At 42.8% G+C, this 21,314-nt stretch carries 19 protein-coding genes; 4 read left to right on the forward strand and 15 right to left on the reverse strand.

Annotation, left to right across the window (positions count from 1 at the left end; all coding sequences use genetic code 11):
• Nucleotides 1–1,250 precede the first annotated feature (1,250 nt).
• On the forward strand, nucleotides 1,251–2,336 hold the full coding sequence (locus tag AC4HAO_RS07720) for a M24 family metallopeptidase (RefSeq protein WP_491092632.1): 1,086 nt from the start codon (nucleotides 1,251–1,253) through the stop codon (nucleotides 2,334–2,336).
• 105 nt (nucleotides 2,337–2,441) lie between these two features.
• Here AC4HAO_RS07720 and AC4HAO_RS07725 read toward each other — a convergent pair whose 3' ends face one another.
• Nucleotides 2,442–3,983 carry a ClC family H(+)/Cl(-) exchange transporter gene (locus tag AC4HAO_RS07725; RefSeq protein ID WP_491135028.1) on the reverse strand — a complete coding sequence of 514 codons (1,542 nt, stop codon included), beginning with the start codon at nucleotides 3,981–3,983 and terminating at the stop codon, nucleotides 2,442–2,444.
• A 491-nt stretch (nucleotides 3,984–4,474) separates the two neighbouring features.
• On the opposite strand from AC4HAO_RS07725, the gene AC4HAO_RS07730 reads away from it, so the two are divergent.
• Together AC4HAO_RS07730 and gloA are read left to right on the forward strand one after the other, a co-directional pair.
• On the forward strand, nucleotides 4,475–5,152 hold the full coding sequence (locus AC4HAO_RS07730) for an NAD(P)H-dependent oxidoreductase (RefSeq protein WP_491135029.1): 678 nt from the start codon (nucleotides 4,475–4,477) through the stop codon (nucleotides 5,150–5,152).
• 93 nt (nucleotides 5,153–5,245) lie between these two features.
• Nucleotides 5,246–5,638: a lactoylglutathione lyase gene (gloA, locus tag AC4HAO_RS07735; protein ID WP_491135030.1), complete on the forward strand. Its 393-nt coding sequence runs from the start codon at nucleotides 5,246–5,248 to the stop codon at nucleotides 5,636–5,638.
• A gap of 304 nt (nucleotides 5,639–5,942) precedes the next feature.
• Here the strand turns inward: gloA and AC4HAO_RS07740 are convergent, their stop codons facing one another.
• From AC4HAO_RS07740 to AC4HAO_RS07750, 3 genes are all read right to left on the reverse strand, one after another.
• On the reverse strand, nucleotides 5,943–6,860 hold the full coding sequence (locus AC4HAO_RS07740; RefSeq protein ID WP_491135031.1) for a hypothetical protein: 918 nt from the start codon (nucleotides 6,858–6,860) through the stop codon (nucleotides 5,943–5,945).
• A 99-nt stretch (nucleotides 6,861–6,959) separates the two neighbouring features.
• Nucleotides 6,960–8,432 carry a glycoside hydrolase family 1 protein gene (locus tag AC4HAO_RS07745; protein ID WP_491135032.1) on the reverse strand — a complete coding sequence of 491 codons (1,473 nt, stop codon included), beginning with the start codon at nucleotides 8,430–8,432 and terminating at the stop codon, nucleotides 6,960–6,962.
• A gap of 370 nt (nucleotides 8,433–8,802) precedes the next feature.
• A complete protein-coding gene (locus tag AC4HAO_RS07750) occupies nucleotides 8,803–10,662 on the reverse strand; it encodes a glucose PTS transporter subunit IIA (RefSeq protein ID WP_491092637.1) in 1,860 nt (619 codons plus the stop codon).
• 170 nt (nucleotides 10,663–10,832) lie between these two features.
• On the opposite strand from AC4HAO_RS07750, the gene AC4HAO_RS07755 reads away from it, so the two are divergent.
• The gene (locus AC4HAO_RS07755) at nucleotides 10,833–11,585 is read left to right on the forward strand and encodes a MurR/RpiR family transcriptional regulator (RefSeq protein WP_491092638.1); all 753 of its coding nucleotides are present in this window, start codon (nucleotides 10,833–10,835) and stop codon (nucleotides 11,583–11,585) included.
• A 102-nt stretch (nucleotides 11,586–11,687) separates the two neighbouring features.
• Here AC4HAO_RS07755 and AC4HAO_RS07760 read toward each other — a convergent pair whose 3' ends face one another.
• The 11 genes from AC4HAO_RS07760 to era all read right to left on the reverse strand — a co-directional run bounded on the left by AC4HAO_RS07760 (nucleotide 11,688) and on the right by era (nucleotide 21,281).
• A complete protein-coding gene (locus tag AC4HAO_RS07760; protein ID WP_491092639.1) occupies nucleotides 11,688–12,434 on the reverse strand; it encodes a hypothetical protein in 747 nt (248 codons plus the stop codon).
• A 27-nt stretch (nucleotides 12,435–12,461) separates the two neighbouring features.
• Complete coding sequence (gene smpB, locus AC4HAO_RS07765; protein ID WP_491092640.1) at nucleotides 12,462–12,929, reverse strand: SsrA-binding protein SmpB; 468 nt, start codon at nucleotides 12,927–12,929, stop codon at nucleotides 12,462–12,464.
• Between the two features lie 62 nt (nucleotides 12,930–12,991).
• Nucleotides 12,992–15,406: a ribonuclease R gene (rnr, locus tag AC4HAO_RS07770; RefSeq protein ID WP_491092641.1), complete on the reverse strand. Its 2,415-nt coding sequence runs from the start codon at nucleotides 15,404–15,406 to the stop codon at nucleotides 12,992–12,994.
• Between the two features lie 82 nt (nucleotides 15,407–15,488).
• A complete protein-coding gene (secG, locus tag AC4HAO_RS07775) occupies nucleotides 15,489–15,725 on the reverse strand; it encodes a preprotein translocase subunit SecG (RefSeq protein ID WP_447451651.1) in 237 nt (78 codons plus the stop codon).
• Nucleotides 15,726–15,770: 45 nt separating this feature from the next.
• Nucleotides 15,771–15,917, reverse strand: a complete 147-nt coding sequence (gene rpmG, locus AC4HAO_RS07780; protein WP_447451652.1) for a 50S ribosomal protein L33 — start codon at nucleotides 15,915–15,917, stop codon at nucleotides 15,771–15,773.
• On the reverse strand, nucleotides 15,917–17,107 hold the full coding sequence (locus tag AC4HAO_RS07785; protein ID WP_491092698.1) for a multidrug efflux MFS transporter: 1,191 nt from the start codon (nucleotides 17,105–17,107) through the stop codon (nucleotides 15,917–15,919). Before AC4HAO_RS07785 ends, rpmG begins: the two co-directional genes overlap by 1 nt.
• Before the next feature lie 136 nt (nucleotides 17,108–17,243).
• Nucleotides 17,244–17,831: a dephospho-CoA kinase gene (coaE, locus tag AC4HAO_RS07790; RefSeq protein WP_491092642.1), complete on the reverse strand. Its 588-nt coding sequence runs from the start codon at nucleotides 17,829–17,831 to the stop codon at nucleotides 17,244–17,246.
• Complete coding sequence (gene mutM, locus AC4HAO_RS07795) at nucleotides 17,828–18,649, reverse strand: DNA-formamidopyrimidine glycosylase (RefSeq protein ID WP_491135033.1); 822 nt, start codon at nucleotides 18,647–18,649, stop codon at nucleotides 17,828–17,830. Before mutM ends, coaE begins: the two co-directional genes overlap by 4 nt.
• 167 nt (nucleotides 18,650–18,816) lie before the next feature.
• On the reverse strand, nucleotides 18,817–19,341 hold the full coding sequence (locus AC4HAO_RS07800) for a DinB family protein (RefSeq protein WP_491135034.1): 525 nt from the start codon (nucleotides 19,339–19,341) through the stop codon (nucleotides 18,817–18,819).
• A gap of 63 nt (nucleotides 19,342–19,404) precedes the next feature.
• Nucleotides 19,405–20,190 (reverse strand): alpha/beta fold hydrolase, encoded by a 786-nt coding sequence (locus tag AC4HAO_RS07805; protein ID WP_491135035.1) that lies wholly within the window; start codon nucleotides 20,188–20,190, stop codon nucleotides 19,405–19,407.
• Nucleotides 20,191–20,384: 194 nt separating this feature from the next.
• The gene (gene era, locus AC4HAO_RS07810) at nucleotides 20,385–21,281 is read right to left on the reverse strand and encodes a GTPase Era (protein WP_491135036.1); all 897 of its coding nucleotides are present in this window, start codon (nucleotides 21,279–21,281) and stop codon (nucleotides 20,385–20,387) included.
• Nucleotides 21,282–21,314 lie beyond the last annotated feature (33 nt).

Here is a 21,314-nt window from a genome sequence, read left to right on the forward strand (position 1 = left end):
AAGATACTAAGCCGTTAAGCGACTCAAAGAAATTTAGGGAGCCTGACGAAGAATCGCTGAAGATTCTAGGAAAGCGAGTCTAATTTCACAGAGTCGTAGGCGAGTTCAATTACCAAGATACTAAGCCGTTAAGCGACTCAAAGAAATTTAGAGAGCCTGACGAAGAATCGCTGAAGATTCTAGGAAAGCGAGTCTAATTTTACAGAGTCGTAGGCGAGTTCAATTACCAAGATACTAAGCCGTTAAGCGACTCAAAGAAATTTAGGGAGCCTGACGAAGAATCGCTGAAGATTCTAGGAAAGCGAGTCTAATTTCACAGAGTCGTAGGCGAGTTCAATTTACAAGATACTAAGCCGTTAAGCACTCCAAAGGAATTTAGGAAATGGAGTGACGATTCATTAAGAATCGAGCGACATTTATCTAATTCCACAGGAGTGTAGGCGAGTTCAATTTACAAGATACTAAGGGCGCCCGTGGACACAGCTAAAATAGAAGATTTGACGCAGAGTCCAAAAGACTCTAGGAGAAGCTATCTTTTTAGCCAAGTCTACAGCCCGTGTTCAATTATTAAGATACTAAGGGTCGGTTCGCTTGGCGAAAATTTCCGACAGGAAAATAGGGGAGCGACGCCGTGTGCTTGACACACAAGGAGTCCCTTCTTTTTCCCGAGGAAATTAGACCCGGGTTCAATTGACAAAGTATCGCTAAGACCTTAGGTCTTGCTCTACTACACAAACTACCATGGTAGTTTGCTATGCCAATTACTAACTTCGAACCTTCGGTACGATCGACCGTAGGTTCGAAGGGTCGCAATTCTCAAGATACGGCAGAGGCTTGTTATCTAAGCGCTTCGCACTTGATACCAAACGCCAATCACTAGAGTGAATTGGCTACCTCTCCCACTAACTTCGTTTGGTTAGTAAAATCGACTAACCAAACGTCGTGTCCCTAAGGGCGTCAAAAGCGACTGGAATTTTAGGAGGTCAACATCATTTGCTTACAAACAAGGCGACCCCCATCTAAATTCTGGGCTTTTGGGCCATATCCGACTACTTTTCCCTCTTTGTTTTCGAAAAGTAGTGTAACATTTTCATTTTTTGAAAACGCTTCAATATAGTTCTATTCTAACACAAAATTTTGACTCAGCGTCAGAGAAATTGTCACCTGTGATAAAATTTTTGAAAGGCTTGCATTTTAGTAGATTTTTTGAAAGAATAAAGACAGTTATTATCATGAAAAGAGGTTTTGCCATGTCAAAATTGACTCACATCCGTAACTATCTGGTTCAGAACCAGTCCCGATTGGCTATTATTTCCGATCCTGTTACAGTCAAGTATCTCACTGGGTTTGAGTGTGATCCCCATGAACGCCAGCTATTTCTCTTCATTTACAGCGATCAGGAGCCTATTTTATTCCTACCAGAATTAGAAGTAGCTAGGGCTCGTCAAACTGTTAAGTTTGAGGTAATAGGTTATAACGATGCTGAAAATCCTTGGCAGAAAATCCGTCTCAGCCTGCCTAGAATTGATTCGAATATCATTTATATTGAATTTGATCACCTTAACGTCACTAAATTCAATGGTCTACAATCAGTCTTTCTAGGACGTTTTGACAATATCACACCCTTGATTCAGGAAATGCGTCTGATCAAATCACCAGAAGAGCTCAATAAACTTCTGGTGGCTGGTGTCTACGCTGACTATGCTGTCAAGGTTGGATTTGATAATATTCGTGCTGGTCGAACCGAGATGGATTTGGTAGCCCAAATCGAGTATGAACTCAAAAAAAAGGGCATCCGTCAGATGAGTTTTGATACTCTTGTCCTAACCGGAAATAATGCCGCCAACCCTCATGGTATCTCTGGTACTAACCGTATTCAAAATGATGCGCTCCTACTCTTTGACTTAGGAGTCGTTTGTGAAGGATATACCTCCGATATCTCGCGGACGGTGGCTATCGGCCGCCCCGATCAATTCAAGGAAGATATTTATAAGATCTGTCTAGAAGCTCAACTGACTGCTCAAGAGGTGATCAAGCCAGGCGTCACCGCTGGCGAAGTAGACGCTGCTGCTCGCAGGGTGATTGAAAAAGCCGGTTACGGTGATTATTTTAACCATCGTCTCGGACATGGCCTTGGAATAGAGGTGCACGAATACCCATCTATTATGGCAGGAAGCGACTTAGTTCTCCAAGAAGGCATGTGCTTCTCGGTTGAACCAGGTATTTACATCCCAGGTCGAGTCGGTGTCCGTATTGAAGATTGCGGCAGTGTGGGCAAGGATGGCTTCCAACCCTTTACTCAAACACCTAAAAAACTGCAATATTTTGATTTATAAAGAGTTTGGGACAGGCACAGTGATAGAGAAGCTATTACTACGCCTGTCCCACTTTTTTTAATTCCCCTCAAGGCTTGCTTAGAACACCACCTCTGTAATTTTTTTCTAGTCCAGCAAGAGGTGCCTGATTTGATCAATCTTGTCTTCAGGTAGAACAATGTTAATCGCGTTTCCCAAAATAAGTTTGGTACTGCCCGAAACAATATGGCTCTTACCATTTTCACGCTGACTGGTGATCAGAACATCCTTAGGCAGCTCCAGTTGATAAACCGCTTTGCCGGCTATCTTCGACGAAACCGGCAGCTCTATCCATGTCAGAGGACTATCGTCAGCGTCAGGCTGCTTCCCTTCAAAAAGTTTTTCCAGCATGGCTTCATAGACCGGAGCCCCACCCAGCATATCCATAACAATATAGGCTACTAAGGTCACTGTCCCCAAAGCCATCAGATGGCGCAAATCTCCAACCATCTCACAGACCAAAATCATGGCTGTCAAAGGAGCCTTGGATATAGCACCAAAATAGGCACTCATTCCTAGAATGATAATAAGAGGGAATTCACTGGGAGTGATCCAGTCCAATTCAAGAAAAATACGGCCAAAGAAGGCTCCTAGACAGGCTCCCAGGGTTAAAATGGGCAAAAAGATTCCGCCCGGCAAGCCAGAGCCATAACTCATCATGCTGTAGAAAAAGCGCAGAACAAAGAGGACAAGAAAGATAAGAATTGGTGCCTGCATGGTTGAAAGGGAACGAACCAAGGCATTTCCCCCGCCTAGCAGCCAAGGGGCAAAATACCCCAGAGGCAGAATCAGAACGAAGGCGACAAGGCTGTAATAGTGGGACTTGAGGTGCAACCATTTTCCTAAAGCAGCATAGTAGTCAGCCATTTTCAAAATGACCTTTTCATAATGATAGGCCAGAAATCCTAGGAAGAATCCTAACAGGATAAAGAGTCCATAAGAGGATAAACGGGGTAAAGGAAGTTGACTAGGCATGGCCAGCACCGGTGTTTGACCAAAGACTCGCAGGGAGATTAAATTGGCTGTTAGACTGGCTGAAAGAGCGGTGATCCACACCCGACTAGAAAAGTGGTGGTAAACTTCTTCCACTACGAATAGGAGTCCCGCAATCGGCGCATTAAAAGCAGCTGAGACTCCCGCTGCGGCACCGCTAGCGATCAGGGTACGTTCCTCCAGCTTACTAAGGTTAAGGTAGCGAGCAATCCCCTTACCGCTGACAGCTCCCACCTGAATGCTTGGGCCTTCGCGCCCCAGCATTAAACCGCTGGAAATCCCCAGTACTCCTGCCAAAAACTTCTTCCAAAGAACTGACCACCATTGTTGACTCATCAAGCCTTTAAGCTCGGCTTCAACTTGCGGAATTCCCGACCCTTTAATATCTGGTTCAGTGACTATAAGGCGGCCAATTATATAGCTATAGATGAGATAAATAGACAGTATAACTATTAAAATCCAAGGCAGCTGATGCGACAAACGATAAGCCCTTTGAAACTGACCAAACAAAAGGCCAATAAGATACCGAAAAGCGCTGACCATAAAGCCGGAAAAAAGGCCGACTAGTAGGCCTCGAAAAACAGAAATTAAAATGGAACTGGATAAGTAACCAAATTCTTTCCGCTGATTTTGCATATGATCCTCTCTTTCACTAATCTAACCTGTTGTTTAAGAAGCACAGGTCTTTTCCTTACGATCTCGAATCTATCTTGTACTGGTAAGTAACGACATTGGGACAGCAACTACTCTAGCTGAGAATCCAAATGATTTTATTTCCTGTGTCTACTGCCAGTATTACCAGAAAAAGCAAGACTTACTATTTTTATCTTACCATATTATTCTTAAATATTAGCGCAGATTTTAAGAAAATGATATGATGAAGATGCTAAATTGAACTCGGCTGAAACGCATCAGGACAGAAGAGCTACCTGTTTGAGCTTTTGTTTTTAACAAAATAGGATTGTTTCTGGAATAATAAGTGTTTTGGAAATCAGAATTTTCAACCGAATGCCAAGATTTGATTTCTTTGCAGTTCTCAGTGTCAGCTGCTGTGACGTTTATCCGCCGGTTTTCTACTTTAGTTTGCCGTTGACAGGCTGAATATCTTTATAAAGATGGAGGTCAATATGACAAAAGAAAATATCAAGGAGCAAATTCGTCAGGCCTTTGATCACCGTGTCGCTGTTCGCATCTATAATGAAGACGAAATTTCCCATGAAGATATGGAAACTATTCTTGATACAGCTTGGCTTAGTCCTTCTTCTGTTGGCTTGGAAGGATGGCGTTTTGTTGTCTTAGATAGAACCCACATTGCTGATCTAGCTCCTAAACTCAAGGAAGTCGCTTGGGGAGCAGCTCCCCAGCTTGATACCGCCAGTCATTTTGTTTTGCTCCTAGCTGAAAAAAATGCTCGCTATGATAGTCAAATCATGAAGCAAAGTCTTATCCGCCGTGGATTTACTGAAAAAACAGACTTGGAGTCAAGGTTGGAACGCTACCGCTCTTTCCAAGAGCAAGATATGAAGATAGCTGACAATCCGCGTGCTCTCTTTGATTGGACAGCCAAACAAACCTATATTGCCTTGGGAAATATGATGACTGCTGCATCACTAATGGGAATTGATTCCTGTCCCATCGAGGGATTTAACTACGATGACGTCAATACTATTCTAGCGCAAGAAGACATTATTGATCCTAGCAAAGAAGGGATTGCCAGCATGGTTTCCTTTGGCTACCGCCTCAAAGATCCCAAGCATCCGCGTTCACGTAAGCCTCGTCAAGAGGTCATTACTTGGCTGGACTAGTATTTATAATTAATTATTACAGAAAGGAAATAAATGGACAGCTACAAACTTACCAGCTGCTGTAAGTTTGATTTGTTCTTGGTGTTATGACTTATGAAATTTATGCATACCTGCGTTCGCGTCAAAGATTTGGAGACCTCGCTTGCTTTTTATCAAGAAGCTCTAGGATTTAGGGAAGTCCGTCGCAATGATTTCCCTGAGTATGAATTTACGCTTGTTTATATGGCTTTGGATGATGATCCAGACTATGAGTTAGAGCTCACCTACAACTACGGTCATGGTGACTATGACCTTGGTGATGGCTACGGTCATATTGCTGTTGGTGTCGAGGATTTAGATGCTACTCATCAAGCTCATGAGAAGGCTGGCTATACCATCACCGACATCAAGGGACTCCCAAATAAACCTAAGATGTACTACTTCATTACTGACCCTGACGGGTATAAGATTGAAGTCATCGATTTACAAAAGTTTAATAGCAAATAAAAGTTTAAAACTAGGGTAAATAATCCCCCAGGACTGGATACTAAAATTTCCAGCTATGGGGGATTTTTCTGTCTAGAATTTACCATATAAGTGCAATAAAAAAACTCATAAAATTTCCAGTAAAATAGACTTGATAAACCATTTTAGCTGAAAAAATTTTATGAGCTACCATCATTCTACCGTGGAGGGGCAGGCCCTCTCTTGGCAATGATTATTTAATTTTGACTCTTTATTTAACTCTTAGCCACCGTCACTCCAACAAAATCAAAGACTGCCTTATTCCTTGAGATTCGCAAAAACTGCTCTATGATCCTTTTTGTTGCTTTAAAATACGATTAAGTTCTTGAGAAACTCGGTTGTTCTCATAAGGAACACAGTCCTGAACCCAGTTCCACCAAAAATAGCCTCCGACATAGTGCTCAGTATAAGCTGGCTGGCGGTAATAATGCCGCATCATAGCTGTTTTGCTGGCTGTTGTAGCTGAATCGGCTGTATTGCCGCATTCTCCCATACCTACTTTAGATTGTGGAAATTTGTCTTGAAACTCCTGAAAGACAGACTTCCAGTCTGGCCGATAGCCCTTGTTATCATCTTCATAATAAGAAATAAAACTAAAGTCCAGTCCTTGTTTTAATTTTTGAGGGACATGATGATCGATCCAAGCCATCATATCACGGTCTTTAGGATTTTCATAATAGAAAGTCACTGCTATTTGCTGGTCGGCTTCTTTAACGACTTCGTACGCAGCCTCGACCTTGTTCATAATGAGCTTTGGGCGCTGTTTAATCCAGTCCGTTCCATTAACTTCATTGCCCACTTCCCAAATCGTTGTGTAGTCGGCGAGATAGTCCAGAGATTCTTGAAAGCGCTGGCGGTAAGAAGCAACATCAGGATAAGCCTTCATATCATAGGAGTCAACAGGCTGAGCCATGATATCAGCTACTGGCGCGATCTTTTTGAAGAGGGGAACATAATCCTTGGGATCTTTTTCTTTGGACATCACAATTCGGACGGTCGGCCGCACAGGCATAGCTTCCAGAGCCTTGACAATCTCTTTGGTAGAAACCTCACCTTCCCAAGTATCATCAACGGTCACACCATAAATTTGGGGTTCTTCACTTGCACTTTTGGGGTGCAAAATTAGAACCAGCATACCTAAAACAATTACTAGGCTGAGGAAGAAAGCGATCCATCTTGAAGATTTTTTATGCTTTATGGCCATTTTTGTCCTCCCGCTGCGTGCACAAAGTTTCTTACTTGAAATGATTTCCTCACTGTGAGCAACTCTCAAAGAGAAAGCATATAGTAAGCCGACTGGTACTTAGATTTCAGCTAACTTGGCACCATTAGAGGCAATGATTGCTTTTATCCATTGGTAAGACTTTTTAGGGGTGCGTTTGAGGCTACCACGACCCTTGTCATCCATATCCACATAGATAAAGCCGTAACGTTTCTTCATTTCACCAGTGGATAAGGAAACGAGGTCGATCGGTGCCCACATCGTATAGCCAAGGCAGTCGACACCGTCAATATTAATGGCATCAGCCATATTTTGCAGATGATCGCGCAGATAGTCGATACGGTAGTCATCTTCGACATAGCCGTCTTCATCAGCCTGATCGATAGCTCCCATACCATTTTCTACAATAAAGAGCGGTTTTTGAATACGATCAAAAATCTCATTCATGACATGCCGAAGGCCAAGAGGATCAACAGCCCAGCCCCAAGGTGTTTCCTTAAGATAGGGATTGCTAGATCCGCCTACATTGAACCAATCATCACCTGCCTGAGTCGTGTTCGAACGATAATAACTAAAAGAGATAAAATCCAACTGACCGTCACGCAAAATCGCCTCATCACCGTCTTCAATTTGGATCTCATCAACTCCATGACGCTCCCAAAGGGATTTGCTATATTTAGGATAGTATCCACGCCCCATAATATCGATAAAATACCAATTTTCACGGCGTTCTTGCAGACGGTGAAAGACATCTTCAGGTTTACAAGTGGCAGGATAAAGTTCACTCATGGCATACATGGCGCCAAATTGACTGTCTGGCATCAAATCGTGACCCAATCTAACAGCTTTAGCACTGGCCACAAACATGTGGTGAGCCGCTTGATAGCGATCCTGTCCAGTTGAGTTTCTGGTACCGCAAGGACCAAAACCTCGGACTGCATTAATTTCATTAAAAGTCAGCCAATAGCGACAGCGGTCGCCATAATGCTCAAATAAAGTTTGACAATATTTAAGATAGGCATCAATAACATAGCGAGAGGACCAGCCATCGTATTTCAGTGCTAGGTTCATCGGCATTTCATCATGACAGATTGTAATCAGGGGTTCCATACCATATTTTGCCATCTCATTAATAACATCATTATAAAAGGCAAGCCCTTCTTCATTTGGCTCTGCTTCTTCTCCCGTCGGATAAATACGGCTCCAACAAATTGAAAAACGAAAAACATTAAAGCCCATTCCTGCCATCAATTTAATATCTTCTTTATAATGATGGTAGAAATCAACAGCCTTGTGACTCGGATAATATTCATCATCTAGAAAAATAGGTTCTGCTTCCTGAGGAATAGGATCTGCGTAAAAGAAAGATGAACGTGGTGTAATAATAGAACCATCAGGCATACTCATGGTATGGTGACGGGGTGACTCCAAAGAACCATCCGTTTCAAAATCATGAGAAAGAAGCCCTCGTCCTCCTTCTCCAAAGCCGCCTTCATACTGAAAATCAGCGGTTGCACCTCCCCATAAGAAACCTTGAGGTAATTGATAAGACATAGTCTCCTCCTTATATTGAGATACTAAGGGCGTCCGCGGATCAAGCAAAAATAGGAGGTTCGACGAAGACGCTGGCGTCTAGGAAGAAACTATCTTTTTTGCACAAGCCGCAGCCCGGGTTCAATTACTAAGATACGGCAGAGGCTTGTTATCTAAGTGCTCCGCACTTGATACCAAACGCCAATCACTAGAGTGAATTGGCTACCTCTTCCACTAACTTCGTTTGGTTAGTAAAATCGACTAACCAAACGTCGTGTCGCTAAGGGCCGATTCGCTTGGCGAAAATTTCCGATAGGAAAATAGGGGAGCGACGCTGTGTGCTTGACACACAAGAAGCTCCTTCTTTTTCCCGAGGAAATTAGGCCCGGGTTCAATTCAACCGTTCTCCTTGTTTAACCTTACCTTGGGTTTTGAGGGTGATATCCTTACCATTTGCATTAGCGATAACCAACATCGTTGTTGTATCATAACCCTCTTGAGCAATCGCTTCACGGTCAATTTTAACCACTGGCTGGCCAGCACGGACGGTTTCTCCAGCTTGGGTTAAAACATCGAAGCCCTGCCCTTTTAATTCAACCGTATTGATACCAATGTGGACTAAAATTTCTACACCATCGGGTCGTCTTACCCCGAAGGCATGTCCGGTTGGAAATACTGTAGTTAGTTCACCATTGACTGGAGAAGTGATAAAGTCACTCTCAAGTTGAAAGGCAAGACCGTCCCCCATCATTTTTTGCGCAAAGACTTCATCGTTAACCTTTTCAAGAGGGAGCAATTCGGCATCGGCTATTGCTACTACAGCATCGTCTGGGATCACTTTTTGTACAGGTTCTGTAATAGTCTGACTGCTGCTTTTTTCATCAACGTCAACTCCCATAAAGAAGGTCACAAGAGCGGCAACAGCAATGGCTGTTATAATTCCGACAAAGGCTGCCATAGCAGTATTGGCAAAGATTGGCAAAGCTAGGACATTGGAGTAGCCCATTTCAAAAGCGCGAGCCCCTAAAAGACTGGCAACAAAACCACCGGCAAAACCACCAGCCATAACGCCGTACATGGGCCTTTTATATTTGAGGTTCACACCGTAAATAGCTGGTTCTGTCACACCGGCGACAATACAGCCAATTGCTATTGAAATAAACTCACTACGTTTTACCTTGTCTTTAGTTCGTCCGATAACACCAAGGACAGCACCGCCTTCCGCCATATTATGCATAAGGAAGGCTGGGCGAAGCATAGCATCGTAGCCCGGATTAGAAAGCAATTGGGGCATGAACGGTGTGATGGCTGTATGCATCCCTGCCATAACCATCCAAGGTAAAACTGCTGCAAGAAGTCCTACAGCTAGAGGACCTACGGTACTGTCTAGAAACATGAAGACTGCTGCAATACCTTGTCCGACAATGTTGCCAAGAGGCCCTAGGACAAGATAGCCGAGACTACCTGCTATGAAAATTGTCCCCATACCAACAAAGATAGCTTTAAAAATATTAGGGATAATCTTATTTAAATATTTTTCAGCGTAATAGGCAACAATTGCAATCAGCAGGGCCGGCAGCATGGATGTGCCATATGACAGCAAGCGAACATCGATTCCAAAGAGATCAATTGGCTTTCCTGCTGTCACCAAAGTCGTAAAATTCGTATGTAATAAAGCTGCCGCCGACACCATAGCATAAATAGGTGTCCCACCCAGTTTTGTAGCTGCACCGTAGGCTACAAAAATAGGCATAAAGTAAAAGGGAGCATCCCCGATGGCTGACAGCAGCAAATACGTTGAAGAGGTTTCAAAGTCTTTACTGATAAAGGTCGTTATCAAAATTAAGGCAACTTTCAACATACCACCTGCGATTAAGGCAGGAATCATCGGGGTGACAGAACTGGATATAAAGCCGATAATCTTATTTGGTGCATTCTTCCAAGTCCAGCCTTCTTTATTTCCTAAATCCCCATCCAAATTCTCATCAACGACACCGCCAGATTTAATATCATAGGTCCTCATGATAGCATCGTAGACTGGAACTAGGTGCTGCCCTAAAATCACCATATACTGACCACCAGCGTAAACCGTACCGATAACCCCTTCTAATTGCTCTAAGGCTCCCTTATTGACCTTAGAGACGTCCTTTAAATTAAAACGCAATCGCGTCATACAATGAGATAAGACGGTTATATTATCTACATCTCCAACATTTTTTACAATGTTGTCTGCTAACTGTTGATAGTCCATAAGAGCCTCCCTCTAACTTTTGATAATTTTATCACAGGATGAAATTATTTTTAACAAGTTGATTTTATCCTTTTTTGAAAGCGTTGTCAATCTTGTTTGAATAAAAGTCAAGACTTTTGACAATTGCTTTGAAACTCAGTAAAATGAAAACTACAGGAGTCTTTATTAACATGAATTTTTTAGAACAAATCGAACAGCATAGCTCAGATTTTTCCAAGACTGAACAAAAGGTTTATCACTATATTATGAATCATATTGATACTCTGGAAACGTATACCATTACTAAAATTGCTGATCTTTCACATACTTCTACTGCAGCGGTACAACGATTTTGCCAAACACTGGGCTACAGAGGATTCAAAGACTTTCGTTATGATGCCATAGATTATCTCCACCACCATCACCGCAAGGAATCCCTTGATCCTCTGGATGATATGACCGATAATTATATTAGTTTGGCTAGACAATTTAAAAATGTTGATCGGAATAATATTACCCAGCTTATTCAGGCCATTTTAAACGGTCAAAGGGTTCATATTTTCGGTATCTACTACTCATCCCTGCCCGCTAGATTTTTACACATGGGGCTTCAAGATTTGAGGATCCCCAGTTATTTTGCTGGTGATTTAAACAGCGGAGCCCATCTGACCAATATTATACGCGAAGAGGATACCCTGATCATGTTCTCACTGTCAGGAGATATGGGCAACTACAGGGCTTCTCTAGCTGCATTGCAGCATAACATGCCTCAAAACTCTTACCTTGTTACCATCAATAAAGGTTCTCAGATTGATAAGTATTTCAGACATACTATTGTCTTGCCCGGCAGCTCCATTAACAGGCAATCTATCATTGACCCCCAATCTATTTCTTCTATCTTTGTCGAAATCTTGCTGAACCTCATTCATCAGGAAATGCGATAACTTAGGTATAATATTGCAAAATGTCTTGTTATAAAAATAATAAACCTCCTGTTCTAATGTGAATAGGAGGTTTATTATTTATACTGTCTTAAAATACAAAAGTTATTTCTTAATTTCTTCTGAGGAAATTTTCCTTTCAATGTATTTTATACTTCCTGAAAATATTTCTGAAAACCAAGGTGGTAAATTAAAAAGTCTATATCCTAAATACATCGTATGCGAAAGTAATTCAATATCGAAAACTACATTAAAAGTTAGTTTATCACTATACCACAATGATCTATAAACAAAAATCCAAAAAGAATTACCAGCAAACGTAGGATCAACAGAATTAATATGGCTAGCTGTTATATTCGTCCAAAAATCATTACCATAGTAAAGCAGCATTACACATAAAAATAATGGAAACCATTTTGCCCATAAATATTTCACAGAATAAAATAATAACCGCAAACTCCCAATAGTAAGCCTTCTAAGTAACTTCGAATCAAACATAAAATCGAGATAATCATTTAATCTTAATGATCTATTTCTTTTTAATGAGATCTTCTCTAGCAATCCATAAACACATACTAATACGCTATAAACACTTAGAGATGCTATATAAGGTAGTACTAAATAGAAAGCTAAATTAATATAATACTTATTTATAAATTCTATTAAGTTACCAATCGGAGTAAGGTAGTAATTTCCAGAGAATAATGGTTTTAATTGGAAGCTTTCCAGTAATTTAGGATTAAATCTAAAACATAATATGACTAAAAATATAACAGCTCTATCAAGCCAATCGTTATCAATCAGCTTTCTTACACATATCTCATATAGCTCCGAAAAAAATTTATCTACCAAATTAACACCTCTAAGTTAATAATTTTTCTACCGGCTATTAAAATTTTTCATCTGGCGTTTGACATCCCGTTCTTGGTCCCGACGTTTAATGGACTCACGTTTATCGTAATCGTGCTTCCCTTTGGCTAGACCGATGAGTACCTTAGCAAAACCCCGCTTGATATAGACCTTGAGAGGAATCAGCGTCATACCAGTTCCTTTAAGCTCATTTGCCAAGCGGCTAATCTCACGTTTTTTAAGGAGGAGCTTACGAGTGCGCTCAGGATCCTGATTCCAGATATTGCCTTGTTCAAAGGGAGCAATGTGGACATTGACTAACCAAGCCTGACCATCTTTTATCTGAGCATAGCCGTCCTTGAGCTGGATGCGAGAAGCTCGGACAGATTTGATTTCGGTTCCAGTCAGAACTACACCAGCTTCGACGGTATCAACGATGGTATAATCATGCCGGGCTTTTTTATTTTGAGCCAAGGGCTTATTGTTATCTTTAACCATGCAATCACAAACCTCCTAGATATCTTTTTGAGAACGCAACTCTTCCTAAAGAGCATTATCGATCATCTTCTTTTTTTGCGGCGACCGCGCTCACGCCCTTTATTATCGTTATGAGGACGGTTCTGATTTTTTCGCTTATCTGGCTTTTTAGAGGACTTACGGCGGTTATCATAGGAACCCTTATCTTTTCGAGACTCTGTTTTACCATCGCTTCGGTGATTATTATCACCTTCTCGGCGCCGTCGCTTCCCACTATCATCGCGACGTTTGCGGCGGAATTCACGGTTTTTCCCCTCACGAGCCTTACGTGCCTCATGATCCACTTTTTCAATAATATCAAAGTCACTGGCTAAATATTCAAAATCAATATCGCCTGTCTCTTTATCGGCTCTGATCAAGCGTACACGGATAGGCTGACCAACGCGAAAGACCTTACCAGTACGTTCCCCTTGCAGGGTCATGGTGCGTTCGTGGTAATTATAGAACTCTGGCAGCGTCGTTATATGTACCAACCCTTCAATAGTGTTAGGCAGCTCAACAAAGAGCCCAAACTTAACCACGCTGGCAACGAGAGCGTCGAATTCTTCGCCGACATGTTCTTCCATATATTCAGCCTTCTTCATAGCTTCAACCGTTCGTTCAGCCTCAATAGCCCGACGCTCCAAGGCAGACGATGATGCCGCTAAGTCTGGGATAACTTCTTCAAAATGCTCTTTCTTTTCCTGTGTCAAGTTCCCGTATTCTCGTACCATACGGTGGACCAAGAGGTCAGGATAACGACGGATAGGACTGGTAAAATGGGTATAGTATTCTGCTGCAAGTCCGTAGTGTCCGTGATTATGCTCAGAGTAGCGGGCCTGCTGCATGGAACGCAGTAACATCATAGCCATAACCTCATGACCTGGTTGGCCTTCAATTTTGGCCATAAATTCCTGCAGAGCCTTCTGACCGAGACTATTAGCTGTGCCGTAGATAGGCACTCCAAAAAGGGAGGCGTAATCCATGAACTTCTGCAACTTCTCTGCCTTGGGTTGTTCATGAATCCGGTAGATAAATGGCAGCTGCTGCTTGGCAAAATGTTCAGCTACGCACTCATTAGCGGCCAGCATAAAGGACTCAATCATACGCTCTGCAATCCCGCGATCTCGGACAACAATATCAAGAGGCCTTCCTTTATCACTGACCAAAATACGAGGTTCGGCAGTATCAAAATTAAGGGCTCCGCGACGTTCTCGCATTTCTTCTAAAATCTTATGTAGCTCAGCCATATGGCTGACTGATTCCATAATCGGCTTGAACTGGTCTATGACCTCTTGATTGCCTGCTAACATCTCATTAACATCGCTATAAGTCATTCGGAAAGTTGTTTTAATCACTGTCTGGGTGATAGTATGATCAACTACACGCCCCTGCGGCGTTATTTCCATAATAGCCGACTGAGTCAACCGGTCAAGATTGGGGTTGAGGGAGCAAATACCATTAGACAGGCGCTCAGGAAGCATTGGTACCACGCGGTCCGTTACATAGACAGAGGTTCCTCGGGCAATTGCCTCGCGATCAAGAGCAGATCCTTCTGTCACATAATAGGAGACATCAGCGATATGCACCCCCAACTCAAAATTACCATTATCCAGCTTTTTGATATGGACAGCATCATCCAAGTCCTTAGCATCCTTACCATCAATAGTAAAGGTGATTTCGTCACGCAGATCCAAACGTCCTGCCATATCGCTTTCCGATGGGGCTTCAGGGATAGCTCCAGCTTCAGCCATGACATCTTCTGGAAAGTCAGAGACGATATCCATAGACTCCAAGACCTCAAGCACATCGATACCGACATCTCCCTTATGACCAACAATATCGCGGACATGAGCGACAAAATAATCGTGATGACGGGTAGGATATTTATCAATATCAACCTTGACAATCTCTGTACCGTCAAGCGCTAGTGGTTCCTTTTTAATATAGATTTTTTGGGTAATCTTTTGGTTTTTTGATCTGATATAACCAGCATATTTGGGACGTTCATCATCAAGGATAAAGGTTCCTACTACGGTTTTGAGGGAGCGTTCGACAACATCGACAACACGAGCTTCAGCAGCAGTACCTTTAAGACGATCGGCTGGTTTTTTTATGACAACCTCGACGGTATCCCCATCGATTGCATGACCAACATCATTGCGGCCGATGAACATGTCCTCTTCCTCGTCACTAACATGCAGAAAGCCAAAACCATTCTTATTGGCACGAAAAATACCTTGAACGGTAATGTCATGTTTTTGCTTGCTCGTCGTATCCTTGCGCAAGGAGATAAAACCATCTTGATTAAAGCGCAGCTTTCTGTTACTTTCCAGTTTGGAGATGGTTTTTATGAGTTTAGGGAACTTCTCAGCTCCCGACATATCTAAGTCAGCGGCTAAGTCATTGACGCTAGACTTGCCCCTTTCTCGCAGGTAATTAATAATTTTTTCTTCCATTACTACTCTTTCTTTTTATGGTCCTATTTGTGAAGGATTCCTATAAAAAAGGAGCCAGACCATGTCTCGCTCACTTTCGTCATTACTTACTTGATAAAATCGCAAGCACAAGGGCATCCAACAACCACAAGAAAGTTAAAATACCCGTAAAGCGTTCCATGAAAGCCTCAAAGCCACGTGCTTTGGTTCGTTCAAACAAGGCCTCCGAACCACTGTTATCAAATACGTTGCTGCTTGGATTTTTCTGCGGTTGCATAAATATAGCAATAATCAAAACCACAGACATCACTAGCAAGGCTGTCAGTAAGATGTTATACATGTTCATTCCTCCACTATTGTCCTAAGTAGTTTATCATAAATACCCTTAAGATTCAAGATGGAGGGTTACTTTTCGCTCCTTGGGGCAATATTTAGGTACCTGAATTTTATCAGGATGACTGGTCTTATTTTTACTGGTCAGATAATTTTGACTGCCGCAGGAGCTGCATTTTAAATTGATTTTTACGCGCACTAGATTTCCTTAACTTTCAAATAATGTCTAAAGTTGATAAAACTCCAAGAGAAATTGACAAAGACAATCAGACTGGTCACGTAAAAGACCCACTGATAACCAAGCCCAGCAGCTACACTGGAACCGACAAAGGGACCGATAACCTGACCGATATTGGTAAACATCTGATTGTAACTGAAAATCCGAGAGATGCCTTCCTTGGGAGTAATTTTAGTCAGCAAAGAATTAACACTGGGCATCAGAGCACCTGTTCCAAAGCCATATAAAAAACGGAGCAGACCCAGCTGTAAGGGAGTCTTAGCATGGGCGAAGGACAGATACATACAAAAACTGTAAAAGAGAGCCAAAAGAAGCAGACGGTGATTACCGATTTTATCACCGACTTTCCCTAGGAAGGAACTAGATAGCATGCTGGAGAAGCCCATACTGGAGACAATTAGTCCCGACACAAACATCAGATTTTCTGTCTGCCCTAGGTGTCGGATGTAAAGGGTTAAAATAGGAGCGATCGATTGGGCCGATATTTGAATAATCATGCTCGTTACAAAAAGACCTAGCATCACCTGACGGTCTTTAATTTGTTTAAATAGCTCTTTAGTAGCTAGTTCATGTGCTTTCTTAACAGGTATAAAGTTTTCCCTGATAAGAAAAATAGTCAATAGATTAAGTATTAAGAGCAGACCACCGACCAGCAAAAAAAGGTTCCTAATGCCCAGCCAGTCTGCGAAATAACCGCCCAATAAAGGACCAATTAAAGTTCCGGCTGTTACACCTGTTGCCAGAGTTCCCAAAGCTGTTCCTAACTTATCCTTGGGAGCTTGACTGGCAATCAGGGCGGTCGAATTAGGAACATAGCCCGCAAACATACCGTTTAAAAGCCTAAACATTAAGAGCCAGAACACATTGGGAACAAAGGCCAAGCCCCCCATAGTAAAAGCCATGACCAAGCTAGCACGGATCATCATGGGCTTGCGACCATAGCGATCTGCTAAGCTGCCCCAGATAGGAGCAACCAAGGCTGAGGCGAGGGCTGACAGTGAAACTGAAAGGCCTGCATAGAGCTCAACCATTCCTTGCTTGGCTCCCAACTCTTCCACAAAGAGGGACATAAAAGGCATAACAAGTGAAAAGCTTGCCCCAGTAAGAAAATTACCGAACCAAGCTACCCTTAGATTCTGCCGCCAATTAATTGTACTGACACCTTGATTATTTATAAGTCATCATCTTCTTTCTTAGAACTTCGATATGTATTATACCATATCTAGAGCATAAAAATAGCCCACGTGACCTTAAATTTCAGGCCTGATGTTCGAGGTCCCCATGGAGCTATAATTCAGCCAAAAGATGGTGAATTTGTGTGTGGGTATCAGTCAGACTGCCATTGTTGTCAATCACTCGGTCAGCTAAGCCAATCTTTTTCGACAGAGGAAGTTGGGCAGCAATCCGCTTAGCAGCCTCATCAAGACTGTAGTGATTGCGTGCCATCAATCGCTCTAACTGTTTGTCCTCATCAACATAAACCAGCCAGATTTCATCAAACCAGTCTTGATAGTCCAACTCATAAAGGAGCGGAATATCCATGAAAAAGACAGACTCTTTGTCAGCTAAAACCTCACGCCTACGGGCCAATTCTTCACGGATAATTTGATTTTGCAGTTTGGCAGACTTTTCCTGATTTTCCTTAGTTGAAAAAATCAGCTGAGCCAATTTGGCTCTGTCCAGTTGACCATCGGCCGCCACAATGTCTGTTCCAAAAGCAAAAATAAGAGCCTGATAGAGCTTGCCCCCCTTGTTTTGCAGGTCATGCACGACCTGATCCGCATCAATCACCTGATAACCGGCTCGGCGAATCTGTTCAACAACCGTTGACTTGCCAGAGGCAATACCGCCTGTAATTCCAATGATCTTGCTCATCGCTTTTGACAGGACGGACAAAAATGCGTCCCGCGTCCTCCTACTTTGATTTTCTGAATCTCTGTTCCACAACGCGGACAGGGTTCACCTGTTCGGCCGTAAACTTGTAGATACTCTTGCATGGTGCCATCTTCACCTAAAGCGTTACGATAGGTTCGAATGGTCGATCCGCCTTTTTCAATTCCTAACTGTAAAATACGAATGGTTTCGTCATGGACTCGCTTGATTTCAGCTTTCTTAAGACTATTTGCTGGACGTTCTGGATGAACCCTAGCCGCCCACAGCACTTCATCAGCATAGATATTACCTAAACCTGCAACCAGCTTTTGTTCTAAAAGCGAAGGTTTAATAGATTTATGAGAAGATAAGACAGCTCGCTCAAAGGGCGCCAGCTTAAAGTCCTTTTTGTTTGGCTCAGGCCCTAATTTCTTTTGTTTAAAATAAGCATTTTCAGCCGATTTTGCCAGCAGTTCAAATGTTCCAAACTTGCGGACATCCTGATACACCAAGGTTGAGCCATCACTCAGCTCAAAAAACGCATGAAAGTGCTTATCATCGGGCACCTGCTCGGGAAAAAGCAGATACTTGCCTTCCATACGCAGATGCGAGATTAACACCTGAGCGCCTAAATCAAAAATGAGATATTTACCACGGCGGCGCATAGAGTGAACCGTCTGCCCCATCAAGTCCAGCTTGAAGCTGTCAAAATCCGTCTTAACCATCTTGGGTACACGTACATCTACTGCTACAATCTTCTTGCCGACAATCAGACCTTCCAAACCGTGCCTGACGGTCTCAACCTCCGGTAATTCGGGCATATCTAAAACATCAGGAACAGCCAGAAAAACTAATAGAAACAAGGACAAGACAGAGAAATTTGCTTTTCTATGCCTCTTACTTTTTTCATCAGCTTTTCCTTTTGGATTCTAAACTGCCCCTTCCTTTCTTTCATCAAATTTTTATACATTTTGGCTTTTTTAATAGCTTAATCTGTCAAGCCCAGCAAGCGCCTAGCATAGATAACCTGACCTGAATGCATGGCAGCATCATCAATGATCGACACCAGACGGGCACCGCGAGTGACCGCAGGTGTCCAAGAATCATCCACAATGTCATCAAGAGCGGCTTCATCAAGCGAGTTGAGGTAATCTTTAGTGAGCTTAGCAGCTGCTTCCAGATATCCCAGCGCAATACTCAGATCATCCACTTGGACTTTTTGAGCTTCCTCCAAAGAATGCCGCCAGTCCTGAGTATCATCAGGTAAATCCAAGTGAAACTGTTCCTTCCAGCCCTGACTAAACCAGATAGGTTCCCTGCCTGCCAAGTCAGAAATCTGTAAGTCCATCTCACGCGCAGTATGCCAAGCCAACCAAGTCATGGATTTAATTTGACCTGAAACTTCTGCAGCTGGGAAGCGATTGGCCTCTTCAACTGTCACTCCTTCAAACAAACGCTCAAACCGTTCCTGTGCGCGTTCCACGCTTTCTGCTAACATATCCAAATAAGTCATCGTTTTACCTCCTTATGGCAAAAGCCAGGCTCTCCCCAGCTTTAAACCTTATTTTACATCTTCTTAATCATCGAACCGCCTCAATTGATTGGGAAAGGCAGCTCCCTGTAAAAAATACTGCACGAGCTGAATGTGGGTGGTCACATCACTAAACAGCCAAGCATGACCTTTGTCGGGATAATAAGCACACTCGCTGGCTGGATTTTTATTTGCCAGCAATTGGTGCGATTCATGTATCGAACCCGACTCCTTTCCGCCTGAAACGAAAAAGACAGGATTGGTAACTTTCAAGTTTAATCTTAAGAGATTAGCTTGGGACATAGCACGGCGAAAGGAGCGTTTTGAAGCCTGCTGTAAATCTGCAACAAAGGGTCGATATTCTTCTTCAGGAACACCATCTTTTGCCATCATGCTGCTCATGAGTTTGGCGAGTAACTTTGTATTTTTAAGCAGTGACATAACATAGACACCAGCAATGACCTTACGATAACCTTTTATTGGTTGATGGCTAGAACCGTCAACAATCGCCTGACCAACTAAGTCAGCCTCTTTCTCCAGTAGTTTCAAAATAAGACTGGCTCCCAGTGATAGCCCGACAAGATGAGGCTTTCCGTGAGCTTTCGCCTTGATAATGCTGGCAATCATTTCCGTAACATCGTCGAAAGTTGTCCATTCGATATCACGACTATTGCCATGCCCGGGCAAGTCAATGGCGATACAGTGGAAATCATTTTTTAGTGCTGCTATGTGATGCTGCCACATCTTACTGCTGGAACCCGAAGCGTGCAAAAGGATTATCGTTTGTTTCTGTTCTTGCCCTGTCTCTTCGATAAATAAGTTAGCTGTCATTGGTCTGTCCTCTCACTAAGCCCAACTTGGACTAAGAGTCTATCTGTACCTCGCTTCCCCATTTCTGGGCTCGGGTTAAAAAGGTCCACTGGACCTCACCCTCTTATTTTCAGGCGATGACCTAAAACAGTCCACTTGGCCATACCTCGCTTTCCAATTTCTAGGCTCGGGTTAAAAAGGTCCACCGGACCTTTTTAATACTCTTTCTTATTATAGCCAAAGTCTGCCAAGTCCAACTTCTTATCGCGCCAGTTTTTCTTGACCTTGACCCAGGTCTCAAGGAAAACCTTGTCCCCTAGCATGAGTTCGATGTCACGGCGTGCCATCTTGCCGATTTTCTTAAGCATAGCACCTTGCTTACCGATGATAATGCCTTTTTGACTGTCGCGTTCGACCATGATGGTCGCGCGGATATGCACCTTGTCTGTTTCTTCGTCGCGCTTCATGGATTCAATCACTACAGCCACGGAGTGCGGAACTTCCTGCTCGGTCAATTTGAGAATTTTCTCACGAATCATTTCAGAGACCAAGAAGCGCTCTGGATGGTCTGTGATTTGATCTTCAGGGAAATACTGAAATCCTTCTTCCAGATTATCCTTGAGAATAGCCATCAGGGTCTCGACATTGTTGCCTTGAAGAGCAGAAATCGGAACAATTTCCTTGAAGTCCATCTGACTACGGAAATCATCAATCTGCTCTAAAAGTTGGTCAGGGTGAACCTTGTCAATCTTATTGATGACCAAAATGACTGGAATCTTAGCTGCCTTAAGGCGCTCCATAATCATATTATCGCCTTTGCCACGCTCCTCATCGGCTGGAACCATGAAAAGGACGGTCTCAACCTCGCGCAGGGTTGAGTAGGCTGACTCCACCATAAAATCACCTAGAGCCGTCTTGGGTTTATGGATACCTGGCGTATCGATAAAGACAATCTGCTCTTCTGGTGTCGTATAGATACCCATAATTTTATTGCGTGTTGTCTGCGCTTTATCGCTCATAATGGCGATTTTCTGTCCCATAACATGATTGAGAAATGTTGATTTCCCAACATTAGGACGGCCTAAAATAGCCACAAAACCTGATTTAAACATAAGATACAAAAAACGTTAAGCAAGAGATAAAAA

It is taken from the genome of Streptococcus sp. ELY_137 (assembly GCF_058314515.1).